Source organism: Paenibacillus sp. PAMC 26794 (genome assembly GCF_000316035.1).
Classification (GTDB): Bacteria; Bacillota; Bacilli; order Paenibacillales; family Paenibacillaceae; genus Paenibacillus.
The window spans coordinates 121,758-138,295 of sequence record NZ_ANHX01000086.1; the positions used below are offsets into that span (position 1 = coordinate 121,758).

18 protein-coding genes are annotated in these 16,538 nt (G+C 45.9%); 15 read left to right on the forward strand and 3 right to left on the reverse strand.

The window, feature by feature from the left end; genetic code table 11:
• Positions 1-222 precede the first annotated feature (222 nt).
• The 5 genes from thiD to D829_RS0127840 all read left to right on the forward strand — a co-directional run bounded on the left by thiD (position 223) and on the right by D829_RS0127840 (position 4,777).
• A complete protein-coding gene (thiD, locus tag D829_RS0127820) occupies positions 223-1,035 on the forward strand; it encodes a bifunctional hydroxymethylpyrimidine kinase/phosphomethylpyrimidine kinase (RefSeq protein WP_017692191.1) in 813 nt (270 codons plus the stop codon).
• A gap of 250 nt (positions 1,036-1,285) precedes the next feature.
• Complete coding sequence (locus D829_RS0127825) at positions 1,286-1,966, forward strand: response regulator transcription factor (RefSeq protein ID WP_017692192.1); 681 nt, start codon at positions 1,286-1,288, stop codon at positions 1,964-1,966.
• Entirely contained in the window at positions 1,963-3,711 is a 1,749-nt protein-coding gene (locus D829_RS0127830) for a HAMP domain-containing sensor histidine kinase (protein ID WP_017692193.1), read from the forward strand. The genes D829_RS0127825 and D829_RS0127830 overlap by 4 nt, the downstream gene beginning before the upstream one ends.
• Before the next feature lie 21 nt (positions 3,712-3,732).
• On the forward strand, positions 3,733-4,278 hold the full coding sequence (gene pssA / locus D829_RS32050; RefSeq protein ID WP_017692194.1) for a CDP-diacylglycerol--serine O-phosphatidyltransferase: 546 nt from the start codon (positions 3,733-3,735) through the stop codon (positions 4,276-4,278).
• A 13-nt stretch (positions 4,279-4,291) separates the two neighbouring features.
• Positions 4,292-4,777 (forward strand): DedA family protein, encoded by a 486-nt coding sequence (locus tag D829_RS0127840; protein ID WP_017692195.1) that lies wholly within the window; start codon positions 4,292-4,294, stop codon positions 4,775-4,777.
• A 496-nt stretch (positions 4,778-5,273) separates the two neighbouring features.
• Here the strand turns inward: D829_RS0127840 and D829_RS0127845 are convergent, their stop codons facing one another.
• Entirely contained in the window at positions 5,274-5,927 is a 654-nt protein-coding gene (locus tag D829_RS0127845) for a hypothetical protein (RefSeq protein WP_017692196.1), read from the reverse strand.
• 911 nt (positions 5,928-6,838) lie between these two features.
• Positions 6,839-8,029: a cation:proton antiporter gene (locus tag D829_RS0127850; RefSeq protein WP_017692197.1), complete on the reverse strand. Its 1,191-nt coding sequence runs from the start codon at positions 8,027-8,029 to the stop codon at positions 6,839-6,841.
• A gap of 377 nt (positions 8,030-8,406) precedes the next feature.
• On the opposite strand from D829_RS0127850, the gene D829_RS0127855 reads away from it, so the two are divergent.
• From D829_RS0127855 to D829_RS0127880, 6 genes are all read left to right on the forward strand, one after another.
• Positions 8,407-8,979: a DUF420 domain-containing protein gene (locus tag D829_RS0127855; RefSeq protein ID WP_017692198.1), complete on the forward strand. Its 573-nt coding sequence runs from the start codon at positions 8,407-8,409 to the stop codon at positions 8,977-8,979.
• Between the two features lie 73 nt (positions 8,980-9,052).
• Positions 9,053-9,796, forward strand: coding sequence for a 2,3-diphosphoglycerate-dependent phosphoglycerate mutase (gene gpmA / locus D829_RS0127860; protein ID WP_017692199.1), 744 nt, complete (start codon positions 9,053-9,055; stop codon positions 9,794-9,796).
• Between the two features lie 172 nt (positions 9,797-9,968).
• Positions 9,969-10,139, forward strand: coding sequence for a hypothetical protein (locus tag D829_RS33875; protein ID WP_017692200.1), 171 nt, complete (start codon positions 9,969-9,971; stop codon positions 10,137-10,139).
• 179 nt (positions 10,140-10,318) lie between these two features.
• Positions 10,319-11,227, forward strand: a complete 909-nt coding sequence (locus tag D829_RS0127870; protein ID WP_017692201.1) for an aldo/keto reductase — start codon at positions 10,319-10,321, stop codon at positions 11,225-11,227.
• A gap of 85 nt (positions 11,228-11,312) precedes the next feature.
• Positions 11,313-11,639: a thioredoxin family protein gene (locus D829_RS0127875; RefSeq protein WP_017692202.1), complete on the forward strand. Its 327-nt coding sequence runs from the start codon at positions 11,313-11,315 to the stop codon at positions 11,637-11,639.
• A gap of 224 nt (positions 11,640-11,863) precedes the next feature.
• Positions 11,864-12,046: a hypothetical protein gene (locus D829_RS0127880; RefSeq protein WP_017692203.1), complete on the forward strand. Its 183-nt coding sequence runs from the start codon at positions 11,864-11,866 to the stop codon at positions 12,044-12,046.
• Between the two features lie 269 nt (positions 12,047-12,315).
• Here D829_RS0127880 and D829_RS0127885 read toward each other — a convergent pair whose 3' ends face one another.
• The gene (locus tag D829_RS0127885) at positions 12,316-13,101 is read right to left on the reverse strand and encodes an undecaprenyl-diphosphate phosphatase (RefSeq protein ID WP_047841678.1); all 786 of its coding nucleotides are present in this window, start codon (positions 13,099-13,101) and stop codon (positions 12,316-12,318) included.
• Between the two features lie 243 nt (positions 13,102-13,344).
• Between D829_RS0127885 and D829_RS0127890 the strand changes: the two genes are divergently transcribed.
• The 4 genes from D829_RS0127890 (at position 13,345) to D829_RS0127905 (ending at position 16,383) form a co-directional block, all read left to right on the forward strand.
• Positions 13,345-13,977: a TetR/AcrR family transcriptional regulator gene (locus tag D829_RS0127890; RefSeq protein WP_017692205.1), complete on the forward strand. Its 633-nt coding sequence runs from the start codon at positions 13,345-13,347 to the stop codon at positions 13,975-13,977.
• Positions 13,978-14,091: 114 nt separating this feature from the next.
• Positions 14,092-14,943: a transporter substrate-binding domain-containing protein gene (locus tag D829_RS0127895; protein WP_017692206.1), complete on the forward strand. Its 852-nt coding sequence runs from the start codon at positions 14,092-14,094 to the stop codon at positions 14,941-14,943.
• Positions 14,944-14,975: 32 nt separating this feature from the next.
• Entirely contained in the window at positions 14,976-15,620 is a 645-nt protein-coding gene (locus tag D829_RS0127900) for an amino acid ABC transporter permease (RefSeq protein ID WP_017692207.1), read from the forward strand.
• Positions 15,621-15,636: 16 nt separating this feature from the next.
• A complete protein-coding gene (locus tag D829_RS0127905) occupies positions 15,637-16,383 on the forward strand; it encodes an amino acid ABC transporter ATP-binding protein (RefSeq protein WP_017692208.1) in 747 nt (248 codons plus the stop codon).
• The last annotated feature ends 155 nt before the right edge of the window (positions 16,384-16,538 follow it).

Below are 16,538 nucleotides of genomic sequence, written 5' to 3' on the forward strand. Positions count from 1 at the left end.
GCATTCATCTATAGACTCTCATAGACCTGGCAGGAAACACACTTGATGTCAAAGTGGTGCTCCTGTCAGGTTTTTTCGTATGTCATTGCTAATTCATACACCAAAGATGTGAACTGAATCATCCTGAAAACCATGCTCTGTATGGCTTCAGATGCCATTGACATCCGCTCGTACAAGGGATAGGATAATGTCAACTGAGACACGAAGGAGAATGCAACTACCATGACGATTCCAAAAACATTAACAATAGCTGGTTCGGACACGAGCGGCGGTGCAGGTATTCAAGCTGATTTGAAAACTTTTCAGGAGCTGGGTGTGTATGGCATGACCGTACTGACTACGGTTGTGGCAATGGAGCCCGAAACATGGGATCACCAGGTCTTTCCTGTGGAATTAAATGTAGTTGAAGCGCAGCTTCGCACTGTTCTGGACGGTATAGGTTTCGATGCCATGAAGACAGGTATGCTCGGTTCTGTAGATATTATTGAACTGGTAGCAAAACATATTCGCCGTAGCGGTCTGCCACAGATCGTTATCGATCCGGTAATGGTATGCAAAGGTACAGACGAAGTGTTACAACCGGAAAATACGGAAGCGATGATCGAATTCCTGTTGCCAGGTGCTGATCTGGTTACACCTAATCTGTTCGAAGCATCCCAACTGGCGAAGAGTGGACCGATTCGTTCCAAGGAACAGATGGAAGCAGCGGCAGCAGCAATTCATGCCCATGGCTCGAAACATGTTCTGATCAAGGACAGAGGTGTCATTAGCCCGGGTAAAGCAATGGATCTACTCTATGATGGAACCAACTACGAATGGTTTGAAGCCGATGTTGTCGGCTCCGGATATACGCATGGTGCGGGCTGCACGACGTCTGCGGCGATTACCGCAGGATTGGCTCGTGGTCTTTCAGTGAAAGAGGCTGTTCGTGAAGGTAAAGCCTTCGTGACCAAAGCGATTGCCGGCGGATTCCCGCTGAACCGTTTTGTTGGCCCTACACTGCATGTGGCACACCGTCTGGAGCAACAACGTTAAGTGTTGCCAGGGAGCGCGCAGTAGCGCATCAATTCTGGATAACACACTTCGATTTCATTCAAGTAGCTGTCAATGAGCAGGAGCTTGCTCGTTGATGGCTTCTTTTTTATGCGAATTTTTATAAAAATTAGTAACTTTTGTCTTATATTAATCGTATATATCATGGGAGCATTCCAAAACATGTGTGGACACATGAACGACACATGGAATAGGTATGTTATCATCAGAAATCTAAAAAGGAGAGTCGGCCATGATCAGAACAGTGCTTCTGGTGGAAGATGAAAGCCGCATTCGTGAGATTGTGGCCGATTATTTCATAAAAGAACAATGGAACGTCATAGAAGCAGAACATGGAGTACAGGCACTGGAACTGTTGGCTCTGCATGAGGTGGATTTGGTTATTTTGGATGTTTTGATGCCTGAAATGGATGGATGGACGTTATGTGGGCATATTCGATCCCAATCCACCGTACCTATTATCATGCTGACTGCACGGTCCGAGGATGACGATAAAATTCATGGATTTCAGCTGGGCGTAGACGATTACGTCACCAAGCCGTTTAGTCCACGTGTGCTGGTTGCACGTGCAGAGACATTAATGAAGCGTGTTGAAGGTGCATTTGGACGAGAGCAAGGTGTGATTCGCTTTGGACAGGTAACCCTTGATCCATGGGCCAGACGTCTGGAGAAGGACGGAATTGAAGTGGAACTTGCACCAAAGGAATATGATCTGTTGCTTTATCTGGTACGTAATGCAGGCATTGTGTTGTCTCGGGATGCCATTTTGAATCGGATCTGGGGATTTGATTTTGAAGGGGACTCACGTGTTGTGGATACCCACATCAAGAAGTTGCGCAGCAAACTGGGTGATGAAGCCAAGTGTATCCGGACGGTGATTGGCACTGGATATCGTTTCGAGGCAGAAACATGAGAAGAAATGGCGTAACGATGAAGCTTTTCCTGGTCATGGCAGGATGTCTGGTTCTTCTATATGGGACGACGGTTTTTGCCCAGTTGTTCTGGTTCCCCGACTTCTATCAGCATCAAAAGGTCAGCAGTATGAAGAAAAAGCTGTCCAAGTTCGAACAGCAATACTCCAATGGGCATTGGAGTGATTTACAGCTAGCCAAGGAGACCGGGAAGTTCATGCGTCAGAATCAATCACATCTGGTCATTTTGACGAATACCGGAAGATTGGTTAATGACCCGTTCCACATTACGTTGCTTCAAGAGGATGGAAGTCACGTGAAAGTGTCCTTGTCCTTGTTTATTAATAGTGAGAATGCTGGCTGGATTACATCCCATCTGAAATATGGGCAAGAACTGACGGTGAGAGGTCCGGCCAGCGGGTCCATGATCTATCCATTCAAAATCCAGGATGCCACTTCTGCCGCATGGGGAACAGAAAGCTTTCAGGAATCGATTGAACCGGTAAAGGAATGGTCAGGCGTATTGACCGAAGTAGTTCTTCCCAATCTGGCAACGTGGAGTCAGAGGCAGGGACTGCTGGTGCAAGCACTGGATAGCCGGTTCCCTTTGTCCAACGAAGACCAACTGGCCCTGGCGAATGGCAAAATGCTCAATGAAGAATGGATGGATAGCTGGAGCGGTGTTCGCAATGTCATCACCATTGCTCCAGTGCATCGTTCCGGACCCGAGCAACAACTGATCTTCTCGCTCACCTCTCTACAGGAGATGAGGGAAGCGAATGAGGCAACACGTTTGTTCTATGCGTATTTTGGCATTGGGGCATTTATATTGATTCTGTTGCTGGCGTTACTCCTGTCCCGAATTGTAACGAAGCCGCTCTTGGCCTTGAACCATGTCGCCAAGAAAATGTCTACGCTGGATTTCACGGTGAAATCACCCATCCGGCGTAATGATGAGATCGGCAGTCTGTCTAACAGCCTTAATGCCTTATCGGGAACCTTGGGTCAGACACTGGAAGAGCTGAGACAGGCCAACACGCAGATGCGTACAGATATGGAAATGAAGCAGGAGATTGAACAGCGTCAGCGCAAGTTTTTTGCCGATGCATCACATGAACTTAAGACGCCAATCAGCATTATTAAGGGATATTCTGAAGGGCTGAAGGATGGCGTGAGTGAGAGCAAACGGGAGCGTTACATTGAGATCATTGCCGATGAGGCGATCAAAATGGAAACGATGGTTGAAGAGATGCTGGATCTGGTGCGACTGGAATCCTCAGCGGTTCAATTGAATACGGATGCTGTTGCACTGGCTGACATGATTGAAGATATCGCCGGCCGTCTGGGTCCGCAACTGAAGGACAAAGGATTGGATGTGGTGCTTGTATCCACAACAGAACAGACGGTTGAGGGTGACCGAAGCAAGCTGGAGCAAGTTATTTTCAATATCATGATGAATGCTATACGTCATGCGATACCACATACCGATATAACTATTGAGATTAGCAGGCGTGAAGGTTTTGTCCATATTTTCATTGAGAACAAGGGCGAGCAGATAGCTGAAGCTGAGCGGCAATATATATGGGAGAGGTTCTATCGGGTAGAGCGCTCGCGTAATCGTAAAATGGGGGGGACCGGGCTCGGTCTGGCCATTGCGAAGCAGATTCTTGATCTGCATGGGTGCAGTTATGGAGTGGAGAATACACCGGATGGAGTCCGTTTTTATATTATTTTTCCTAAAGCCTAGTACGAAAGGGAGTCAAATCTTATGAAGTCTTTACCATCGATTTTAACCTTGGGGAATCTGAGTTCAGGCATGCTGGCAATCATTATGGCTATTCATGGTGAATTTGCCCTGGCTGTGATGATGATATGGGTAGCGATGTTCTTTGATCTGTTTGACGGGTATGCGGCTCGCAAATTGCATTGTGAGGGTGAGTTCGGCAAGTCCCTGGACTCGCTTGCGGATGTAGTTTCATTCGGAACAGCACCCGTGCTGATTCTGTACCTGAATTCCATGATTGAAGTGAGTGTGCTGGGGATGGCACTGACTGCATTGTTTCCGATTTGCGGTGCTTTACGTCTGGCCCGTTATAACTGTCAGAAGACAGCAAGCAGTGGTTTTGTCGGAATGCCGATTACATTTGCGGGAGGTCTGATGTCCTTTTTCGCACTCTGGAGTCCTTATTTCACACATGGTGTAGCCTATCTTGTCATTATTGTATTATCCAGTCTCATGGTGAGCCAAATCCGATTCCCGTCTCTAAAACAAGTGCTAGCCTCACATGAGAAGGATATTGTGGAACCGAAATAAGGAGCGAGTCAGTATGGAATTTGCAAAAGAATTTATTGGTCAATATGGTTATTTCGCAATATACGGACTACTGGCTCTTGGCGTTATTGGCATGCCAATTCCGGATGAGGTGATGATGACGTTTGTCGGTTATCTCGCCTCCATCTCGGTATTGAATTACTCCGTATCCATCGCCGTCAGTTTCGGTGGCGCGTTTACCGGAGGGCTGCTCAGCTACATGATCGGCAAGAAGGCGGGCAGGCCGCTGGTTGAAAAATACGGCAAATGGGTCGGCGTCAACGCCAAACGATTCGGCAGGGTGGAGTCGTGGTTCCTCAAATATGGGTATTGGTCCATCATCCTGGGTTACTTCATTCCAGGCATTCGTCATCTGATGTGCTGTTTCTCCGGGATTAGTCGCATGGCAATTGGCAGGTACGTAGTTGTATCCAGCATCGGTGCATTCGTCTGGTGTGTTGTCTTTATCTCCATTGGTTTTTATATTGGAGTGTTAACTTAAAATGGGACAGCCTGTTGCAACAACAGGCAAAGATGGAAGACCTCTTGAGTGTAAGGTGGTCTTTTTTTGTTTTTCTATATATGGTCGGAGACCTCATTCTAAGTAATTTAATCGACTACACGTAACTTACCCTTGGAGCTGTAGGCTAGCCCGCAAGCTATTTTAAGTAAATTCAAAGCTCAGAGCTATTCCTACGAGTAATTCTTCATGTAACTTGTTATTGACGCAAGTATCTGACACTCCAGTATATAAAGTGGTTCGCAATTAGGTTTAATAGTAGTAACTCCAAAAGTTTCTGAGTCATTTCTAAAATTCTAACGAACTCAGATGAGCTTATTATCGAGATAAGAGGCATGTTGAAATTCTAAAGAATCTCAGCAACCTTATTTCACGAAAAAGCCCGAATAAGTGCCCAGATTTACTCCATATCATCACAATAAGCTGTCCTGAGTTCGTTAAAATATGGATATGTACGATATCGGCGAAATAGAGTGTCTCATGTTCGTAAGATATACGTTCGATATCGTTGAACGCCACTAGCGACATGTAATACTTGTTGATCAATCAGGCTGTGAAGAACTCTTCGAGCATGCTGATCTGTGATTCGCAGGTGTGTTGCTAGTTCCGAGGGAGCAAATGGACGGATGATGCGTCTGGCATAACGTACAGTCTCGGCTTCAATCCAATTTAAGGATGTCGTTACGTCCGTAGCAATGAATTTTCCCATAAAAGAGAGCACAAGCTGTTGGCACCGTTTCGGTTCGTCTTTAATGGAGAGATACGCGATCGGCAGAAAAATCCAATCATCAAGCGTTAGCAGACAATGCCGCCAGCATAAATCTTTAAAGCGCCGTACGTCCAGATCACGGGCATGCGGCCCGTATCCCTGAATCTCAATACCTCCTTTAACGCCGTTACCTGGCATGTATGCTAGATCCAGATACCGATAGCCGTTATGAAAGTCCCGTACCTCCCATTCGGGTTGCAAATGGTTAAAGTTTTTCATCACCGGAAACCAGACTGAACGCAAAAATTCCAATGTGCCATGTTCAAGTCCATTTTCTAGTCTGGAAAGCACTCTGGGGTTCGTTTCCTTCTCCAGAAGGGAGTGTATCCAAACTTCGTAAGCCTCATCAAAATCAATCCTCATCGTCTCCATCTCCTCTAAAAAAATAAACGAACGTTAACGGGGCTTCAGGTCGTCATGTAAAAATACAAAAAGCCGCTCTGACCATTTCCAACCTTCGCGTTGAAGGGGAGGAATAGATCAAAGCGGCGTGTGCTTCACGACCGATATATTACATTTCTAGATCAAGTATAGCTTTTAATACGGAATGATTTCAATACCTTTCAACTAGAACAATCTCAAGCCTCGGCAAAAGCCCAAACGAGACTGAGCGTATTTCGAGATGGTAATGGTAAGTGCTACATTTTGAACGTGTGAGAACGCGTCCTTAATGTGCGAGTAAGCAATATAGACGCTGTAAAAGTAGATTATTCTCCCTTTCAAGGCGGTTTACATTTAAATCAAGTTCTTCGTACCGCGGGTATGTGTCGTCCCTCGTTCATGCTTGGAAAGAAGCGTAGAGCAGCAATGAGAGCTAAGGAATCTGAGACGTCTTATTCAGGGATTTGAAGCACTCGCAGAAATATAAGGAACCTGAGAAACGCTATATCGGAATATACAGCCATTTTCAGCATTTTGTTATGGAGATTTTGGAAATAAGGTGTCTGATGTTTCTTACAATTGAAAAAGAGAGCCAGAGGACCCAATAAGACGTCCTGGGTTCCTTAGGAAAATTGTATGGTCAATCTTAAGGCCCAGCCAGCCTGCATTTCAGGAATTTTAGCCCGCTGATGCTTCAAGACCGTGTTAGTATGTGCGACAACTGGGTACTTTGGGTTGGGTGTGCGAAATGCGAAAAATGCAGTATATCATCAAGACATAGTTTACCTGAGTTGCAAGACACTCCTAATAATTCCAGGGAACACAACTGAAGTCTAGAGTTCAGAGTGCCACACTGGAATCTTTATTGTTAAGTTTTAAACGGAGACATACCCTTACCCACTTAAATGAGACTCTTCAATTCCTCTTTCGACTTGCTTTTCCCCTTTTTTGCGGGCAAAGGTAATTTTGAGAAGCGGTGGCGTGACCAGTGTAGTGATTATGACCATGATCACGACGCTCGTGAAGTATTCCGGATCAAGTAATCCGGAAGCAAGTCCGGTCGAAGCGATAATGAGCGCAACTTCACCTCTTGATATCATTCCTGAGCCAATGGCCAATGAAGATGACATATTAAATCCGGTTAGTCGTGCACCAGCTCCACCACCGATAAGTTTGGTAACAATAGCGATGAGGCTTATGACGACAATAAACCAAATTTGTGAACCCACACCATCAAAGGTGACATTTAAGCCGATACTGACAAAGAACACTGGAACAAAAATTCCGTAGGCGATCGGTTCCAATTTGGTTTCGACTTCATGTTTGAAGTTAGTTTGGGAGATGGCGATACCAGCGGCAAATGCACCAATGATTCCAGCAACACCCATCCACTCTGCAAAGTAGGAGAAGCCAAAACAAATAATTAATCCCGCAGTAATAACGGTCTCGGTTACTTTCAGTGGTGCCATCCACTTCATGATGCGTGGAACAAGAAACCAGCTGGCAGCGATGATGATCACAAAGAACAACAGCTTTTTACCAATAAGCAAAGAGATCGAAGTGTCTCCTCCACCAGTACCCAGCAAGCTCATCATAACGGCAAGAATGACAACGACCAGGACATCATCTACGACAGCTGCACCAAGGATTGTTGTACCCTCACGCGAGCTGAGTTGATCCATATCTTTCAGTGTCTGAACCGATATGCTGACGGAAGTGGCACAGAATAAAAGTCCAAAGAACAGCGCGTGTGTCTGTGACATACCAAAGGCTATGGCCGAACCGTATCCTCCGATAAAAGGCAAAATAATACCGCCGACCGCTACGGCAAAGGCCGCCTTCCAGTTTTTCTTTAACTGCTCCAGATCGGTTTCCAGTCCGGCAATAAACATTAACAGCAATACCCCGATCTCAGCCATATAATGCACGAAATCACTTTGCTGAACCCAACCGAGAATTGCAGGCCCGAGGATGACACCCACAATCAATTTTCCCAGAACCGATGGCTGACCCAATCTTACGGATAGATCACCAGCAAGTTTGGTAAAGATCAAAATAAGTGCAAGAACCAAAATGAATTCCATAGGTGTACTCCCCTCCAGTAGTAGCGTTTATAGGTTAACCAACCCAAGGGCGATCCATCCTCAGCTTCAAAGAGACAAAAAGGCACAGAAAGGCATTAAGAAAGTGCCGTTCTGTGCCTGAAAAAAGACAAAGAGGGGCCCTTGGTGACAGGCTCCTCCAGTTTTCAACGCGTATGTGATTAATTGCATTAATTATACCACAAATACGGACTCGGGTAAATGGGAACCGGCTTCAATTTGATTGAAAACGGCCATAAAGGGGCATTTTATAGGGGAGTGCAGTGGTTTTTGTTCAGAGTGTTGTCACTTAACAGCCCGGAATTGGCGAGATATAATGATATAGAACATAGAAGTTAGGATATGAGGAGGATTTTGCATTGGGCAAAAATAACAAAGGGGAGCCGAACATTCCATCCCCGACGAGCAATAAAAATTTCGCAGGCATCATTATCACGATTTCCATTCTTGCTAATGTCATTATTTTATTATTGTTCTTCGCACCGTCGATTGGTTACAAAGGTGATGTAACCTTTGATATTACGGTGTTGCCGCGGTTTAATGCCGTGTTTAACAGCTTTACCTTCATCTTCCTGCTCGCAGCGCTTATTGCTATTATCAAGCGGAATGTGAAGCTGCACAAACGATTTATTCTTGCTGCATTCTCAACGACACTGTTATTCCTCGTGACCTATCTGACGTTTCATTACCTCTCACCAGAGACGTCCAAATACGGCGGCGAGGGCATCATTCGTTCGATCTATTTCTTCATTCTGATTACCCATAGTATACTGGCAGCCCTGATTGTTCCATTGGCGTTGTTCACACTTGTGTGGGGTTGGACGAATCAATTGAAGAAACACCGCAAAATTGCACGTTGGACGATGCCAATCTGGCTGTACGTCAGTTCTACAGGTGTTGTGGTATACCTAATGATGGCACCATATTATTAATGTGATGAACGTTTCACTGTGCTAATTAGTTTGACTTGCGGGTAATGTTTCCATGGAAGGAGGGTTCACGTTTATGTACAAAGTTGTTTTGATTCGCCATGGACAGAGCATGTGGAATGTAGAGAATCGTTTTACCGGATGGACAGATGTGGATCTGACGACGGATGGTTACGCAGAAGCTCGTAAAGCAGGGAAGATCATGAAGGAACAGGGATTTGATTTTGATTACGCCTATGCGTCCGTGCTGAAACGTTCTATCCGAACACTCGATATTGCGCTGGATGAAATGGACCTCATGTGGATTCCCATTACGAAGACTTGGAAGCTGAATGAACGCCATTATGGTGCGCTGCAAGGACTGAACAAACAGCAGACTGCTCTGAAGTATGGGGAAGACCAAGTAAAGGAATGGAGACGCTCCGTTAACGTATCTCCCCCGGCACTGGACGAAACCGATGACCGATATGTGCAGGATCTGGACAAGTATAAGCGGCTCGGATGCACCATCCCGTATACGGAGAACCTGATGGATACCTCGAAGCGTGTACTGGAGTACTGGAATGCGGAGATTAAACCGATGGTGTCTGCTGGCAAAAGAGTGCTGATCTCTGCGCATGGGAACACGCTCCGTTCACTCGTCATGCATCTGGACCAATTGTCCGAAGCAGACGTGATGGCGCTCAACATCCCGACAGGCATTCCGCTTGTCTACGAATTGGATGAAGATCTGCATCCCATCGGACACTTCTATCTGACCGCCGATGGATCGACCTACAAACATGAAGAAATGACCCATGTGGCAACGCCATCTGATTAAACGGGTGTGAACGTTTATGCCTCAACAGAGCAAGTGAAAGATGACCGCTGAATTTTAATTCGGAGGTCATCTTTTTTTCTGCGATCAAGCCTGTACTTCGTTTCGTTTTGCTCCCACAGGGTAATTGTCAAACAAGACACGATGTACATTTATCCTGAAGGAGGAGAAGCACATGTCTAAAAGAAGAGGAATTATCATGACGGCTATCGGCGCAGGTGTGACTTATCTGATGAGGAACAAACAAGCAAGAGATAAGCTGTTTAGCACTGTCTCGGGTATGATGAAAAACTCCAATTCGTCCAATGGAACAAGTAAAACCAGACCACGTGTGGAAGTGAAATAGATTGCGATAGTTCGTTTATCGTTGAATTAAAATGATGATCATGAGAAACCTGGAGATGAAGTCGTTCCAGGTTTTTTTGTGCAATCAAAAGCAATCCCTTGCTTTTTTGTGTAATGCGATTTTTGGCAGCAAGAATGATACAATGGATACTTGCAGAACGTATGGAGGGAGATGCACATATGAAGAAAAATCGTCTGGGTACATCCGAACTGATGGTGTCTGAGATTGGGCTGGGATGTATGTCACTTGGAACTGAAATGGAACATGCAATGGGCCTGATTCATGAGGCTCTGGATCATGGGGTTAATCTGCTAGATACAGCCGATCTGTACGACGCAGGGCGTAATGAAGAGATTGTAGGACAAGCTATTAAAGGGCGTCGGGACCAGGTCATTGTGGCGACCAAAGTAGGTAATCGTCGTATGCCCGGCAAAGAGGGCTGGTCATGGGACCCGTCCAAAGCCTACATTAAGCAGGCTGTACATGAAAGTCTGAAGCGGTTGCAGACCGATTACATCGATCTGTATCAGCTGCATGGCGGGACCTTGGACGACCCCATCGAAGAGACGATCGAAGCGTTTGAGGAACTGAAGAAGGAAGGACTTATCCGATATTACGGAATTTCCTCCATTCGTCCCAATGTGATTCGGGAGTACGTAAAGAGGGCATCCATCGTCAGTGTGATGAACCAGTACAGCATTGCTGACCGCAGAGCGGAAGAAGAAATATTACCTTTATTGGAACAAAAGGGGATCAGCGTAATTGCCCGTGGGCCCGTAGCTAGCGGTGTGCTTGCCGATTCCGGATCTGCCAAGGCAGACAAAGGTTATCTGGACTATACGCCAGAGCAACTATATACCATTCGGCAAGGGCTAAGTCGTCTTGTTACAGACCAACGCAGTATGGCTCAGACAGCTATCCGCTACGCGTTATCCCATCCTGCCGTAGCAGCTGTTGTCCCTGGTGCCAGTTCAAGAGACCAGTTGCTGCACAATATTGCTGCTTCGAACTCGCCTGCGCTCACCGCTGCGGAAATCCAGGAAATACGAAAGCTCAGTCCCGCTAATCTGTACAAGCAACATCGTTAACTCCATTAAGCCTATTTTCAATTGTAACTATACGAGGTACAATGAAGATCAGCCAAAAAAGGAACATATAAGGGAGAGAAGACATATGGAAAGAATTCAAAGTGAACAACAGTATTTGGATACAATTAACTCTGATGGTTTTACCGTCATTAAATTTGATACAACCTGGTGTCCAGATTGCAAAAACCTGGATCGTTTTATCGGGGATGTTATCGACCAACATACGGACAAAACCTTTTATGCTCTGGATGCAGAAAAGTTCCAGCCGTTTGCCGAAGAGAATGGTGTACGCGGCATTCCAAGCCTGCTCGTCTTCCAGAACGGCAAGAAAATCGCACATCTGCATAGCAAATGGGCTAAAACACCTGCTCAAATCTCCGAGTATCTGGAGACGCTTGAATCCAAAGTTTAAACGTACGAAGGCATCAGCAGTTTGTCTAATTAATTTAGCTAAGGAGACCTCTTCTTGTCCTGCGACAGGAAGGGGTTTTTCTGTTTCATTCCAGCACGCATGATGTGCATTCAAATGTGCATTTGAATAACTGAAGTTGAGAAACAACGCTTGTTTAGAATTTGTTCAGTGCTCCCATGTATACTGTGAGAACAAACTGAATATTTGGAGTGAACAAGATCCGTATGAAGAATGAAATTTTTGAAGAAATGCATCAATTAAGTCACAATGATGACCGGAGATACCGATTGTTGATGATCGGGGTGAAGCAATTGCTGCAGGAACAAAAGGAGAATAGATATAATCTGCGTGAGAGATTAAAGAATCGGAAGAAACACCGGAACATTCAAGTAAAAGAGTGGTATTAGACAGACTGCTTTTCAGAAGTGAACATGAATATGGTTGTCCATGATACATAGTAAACCTAGTCTGCATCACCAATGATCTGACCCAGCAAAGAAGGAAGTAATGAAAAGTCAGACTTCTTCTAATTACAGATATTCCTGTCTCTGAAGCAGTAACAGAATCGTGAAGCAACAGAAACATAGCACAGAATATAAAATATGACGGCCTCGCTTCCCAAGGGAACGTGAGGCCGCCATTGATTTTGCCTGTCTAATTACTTGAATTGTAATGATTACATCAAAATAATAAAGAACACGGCTGCCAAGACAAAGCGATATACAGCAAAGACGGTCAGGCTCAATTTTTTCAAAATGGACAGGAACGTCTTGATCGCAAGCATGGCGACGATGAAAGCAGCGATGAATCCAATCGCAAAGATTGGGAAATCACTGCCGTTCAGGTGATCGATACTTTTGTACAGGTCATATCCCGTAGCACCAATCATAATTGGCACAGACACGAGGAATGTGAACTCTGCAGCGGCTACACGGCTTACCCCTGCAAAGAGACCGCCTGAGATCGTTGACCCGGAACGAGAGAAGCCTGGCCACAATGCCAAGATCTGAAATATACCCACCGCGAATGCCTGTTTGTAGGAAATATCATCGACATCATGGGTAGTAATCCGCCCACTCTTCCGACTCCAGCGTTCGGCTACGATCATCAATATACCACCTATAACGAGGCTGTACAGCACTGTTTCCGGACCAAACAAATGTGCCTTGATCCAGTCGCGGAATACAAGTCCGATGACTACGGCAGGAACCATCGCCAGGAAGATATGTCCCAGATTGAGGCGGCGGGAGTAAGGTCTGCTCCCTCCGGTGAAGCGGAACATATCAATAAATTTGTTCCAGTACAGTACAACAACAGCAAGTACAGCTCCGAGTTGAACAACCACCTCAAACGTTTTGACTGACTCGTTGTCCTCCGATAAACCCAGCAAGTGGGCAGTCAGAATCATGTGTCCAGTGGAGGACACGGGCAAAAACTCAGTCAAACCTTCGATGATGCCCATAATAATGGATGATATAATGTCCAATTCTCTTCCTCCTTGAAATGCAGGTGACAGCAAGAGGGCTGTCCTGCTTTTGACAATGCCTGCTCTTCCGAACAAGACTAACCTCTATTATGCTCACAATTGTACTCCACTTCAACTCTATGCTTGTAACACGTTATTTAAAACGATATTGACAAAAGCCTAGTTATCCAATAGGATATACATTAACTGACTGACTGATCAATCGGGAGGGTTACATGAATGACCAAAATCAACGGTTTGGAACCCGGTGAAGAACGCCGGGACCAAATAATACGCATAGCGATGGAGCGTTTTGCAACCCAAGGCTACCATCAGACGAAAATTTCCGATATCGTGCGCGAGGCTGGTGTGGCGCAAGGGACGTTCTACTGGCACTTCAAGAGTAAAGAAGCCATTGCTTCGGAGATTGTCTTAACGGGCAAGGAGGAGTTACTTGAGGCGATCGGACAAGGGTACCGCAAGGATGCAGGATCGGTAGAGGATATGGTGAAAGCATCGGAAAGGCTGTTCACCGACATGTTTTCCTTTGCTGCAAAGAACCGTTATTTTATGGAATTGTTGCTCAGAGGCATCGTGACAGAAGAGTCCGTACAACGCTTGGTTGAGGAGACACGTAATGCCGTCGAAACTGCGTTCCGCCACAATATGGAACGTGCCATCGAACTCGGCATGTTGCCTCAGGGCATGGATGTGCCACTTCGAGCAGCGCTGTTGGTAAGCATGATTGAAGGCATGATATCACGCTGGTTGTTTGGTTCCGATGAGTTGCACAGCAAATTCTCAGCCATGACAGCTTCATCGCTGGCAGCTGAGGCCGCAAGCTTTGAGTTTTACGGACTCCTAGGCACATAAGATTCACATGATTAAACAAGTAGCAGGGAATAATGGGTACAACTGCAGTTTAGTCACAATAAAGTAACCAAATGTACACCCAGATTAATACACGACTGAGAGGAAGTTAACGTAATGAACAACACATATGGATCGAAAACTCGTAAAGGCTGGTCTTTGACAGCAATTCTGCTGATGACCGTGCTGGTACTTAGTGCTTGTGGAAGTAAAGCAACAGACAATGGAAGCACAAATGGTGCACAGGCAAGCAATGAACTGGAGCAAATCAAGTCGGCTGGCGTTATCAAAGTGGGCATGATGGGCACATACGCACCGTACAACTTCCTGAACGATAAGAAAGAAATGGACGGCTACGATGCTGATATCGCACGTGAAGTTGCGAAGCGTCTTGGGGTTGAGGTTGAATTTGTATCCCAAGAGTTCTCCGGTCTGACACCAAGTCTGCAAGCGAAGAAGCTGGATGCGATCATTAGCCAGATGACCATTACCGATGATCGTAAGAAAGTACTGGATTTCAGTGATCCGTATATTACAAACCAAGTTAAAATTATTGTTAAAGAAGACAATAACGATATTACCAAGCTGGAAGACTTCAAAGGAAAAACGATTGGCGTGGGTCTGGGTACAAATGATGAATCATATCTGCGTAATGAAGTGTTGCCAAAAGTGGGAGACTTCACGATTAAAACCTATGACGATGTCATCTCTTCACTCAAAGACCTGAATGCTGGGCGGATTGACGCCACAATCAACAATATGTACGCTCTGAAACCGATTGTGGATGCCAACGGATTGAATATCAAAGCTGTAGGTGAAGCGATTAAGAGTGACCAGGCAGGTATTGCTGTTCGCAAAGACAATCCGGAACTCGTAGCAGCACTGAATGATGCTCTCAAAGGCATGAAAGATGATGGCACGTACAATACCATTTTCAAAAAATGGTTTGGTGAAGAGCCTGCGCAATAATGAACCTGCAAGGCGAAGGGAAGATTTGACCCATGGAACTGGTATTTGAGAATATCCCCTTCTTTCTGAAGGGGGCTTATTATACGCTGTATGTAACTGTGATCTCCATGTTTTTTGCGTTCATCATCGGGGTGCTTGTTGCGATTGCTCGTCTGAAGGGACCGATGTGGCTTAGGTTGATCGCAAGGTTTTATGTATCCATCATGCGGGGAACTCCGCTGCTGGTGCAATTATTCGTTATTTATTACGGATTGGTCGATTATGGAGTGACCTTGGGATCACTCACCGCTGCATGTCTGGGACTGAGTCTCAATGCAGGTGCGTTTCTGTCGGAGACGTTCCGTGGAGCCATTCAGGCTGTGCCTAAAGGACAGACGGAAGCTGCATATGCAACGGGAATGACCCCGGCTCAAGCGATGAGACGGATTATCTTCCCGCAGGCTGTGCGCATTGCGATTCCGCCGATGGGGAACACCTTTATTGGCATGTTGAAGGAAACATCACTTGTGGCGGCCATCGGTGTTACCGAGTTGTTGCGTTCAGCACAACTGCTGGTATCACAATATGCATTGAACATGCCATTTTATCTGGCGATTGGTGTGATCTACTGGATTATGAGTATCGGCTTCTCGGCCATTCTGGAACAAGTGGAGCGCCGGTTGGCCCGGGCTTACTGATGGGAGGGGAGAACCGATGATTACAACAACTGGACTTACCAAACGTTTTCAGAAAAATGAAGTACTTACGAACATCGATCTTCATGTCGATGCCAAAGATATTGTTGTATTGCTCGGACCGAGTGGTTCTGGCAAAAGTACCTTGCTGCGCTGTCTGAATGGACTTGAAGAGTTGTCCGGAGGACAGATCGAAGTGAACGGCATTGTGGTTAACAGCGCAGATCCGCTGCGAGTCCAGCGTACCCGGGTACTGGAGATTCGTCGCCAGACCGGCATGGTATTCCAGCAATTCAATCTGTATCCGCACAAGACGGTGCTTGGTAATGTGATGGAAGGTCTCGTTACGGTGAAAAAAATCAAGCGGGACGAAGCGGCTGAACGCGGCCGGATTCTGCTGGATCGGGTCGGCTTGTCGGACAAGCAGGATGCGTATCCATCCCGATTGTCCGGTGGACAACAGCAGCGGGTGGCCATTGCACGTGCACTTGCGATGGAGCCAGAAGTGATGCTGTTTGATGAGCCGACTTCAGCTCTTGACCCTGAACTGGTCGGAGAGGTACTTTCCGTCATGAAGGAGCTGGCAGAGGAAGGTATGACGATGCTGGTTGTGACGCATGAATTGAAGTTTGCCCGTAATGTGGCGAACAAAATCGTCTTTATGGCGGATGGATCGATTGTAGAAGAGGCAAGTCCACAAGCCTTTTTTGAACATCCAACGCAAGAACGCACCCGTCGTTTCTTGCAACAGATTACTGAATTCTAATTACATTACTACAATTTATACTGATTGATACGATGATTACAGAGATAAGCTGCTGAGTGAAGGGGACGGAATCGATTCTGAAGAAGCGTAGCGCTCGCCTTTGTCTCCGAATATTGTCCTTTGTGAATAAAAATCAAAAATATTTGGAGACAACA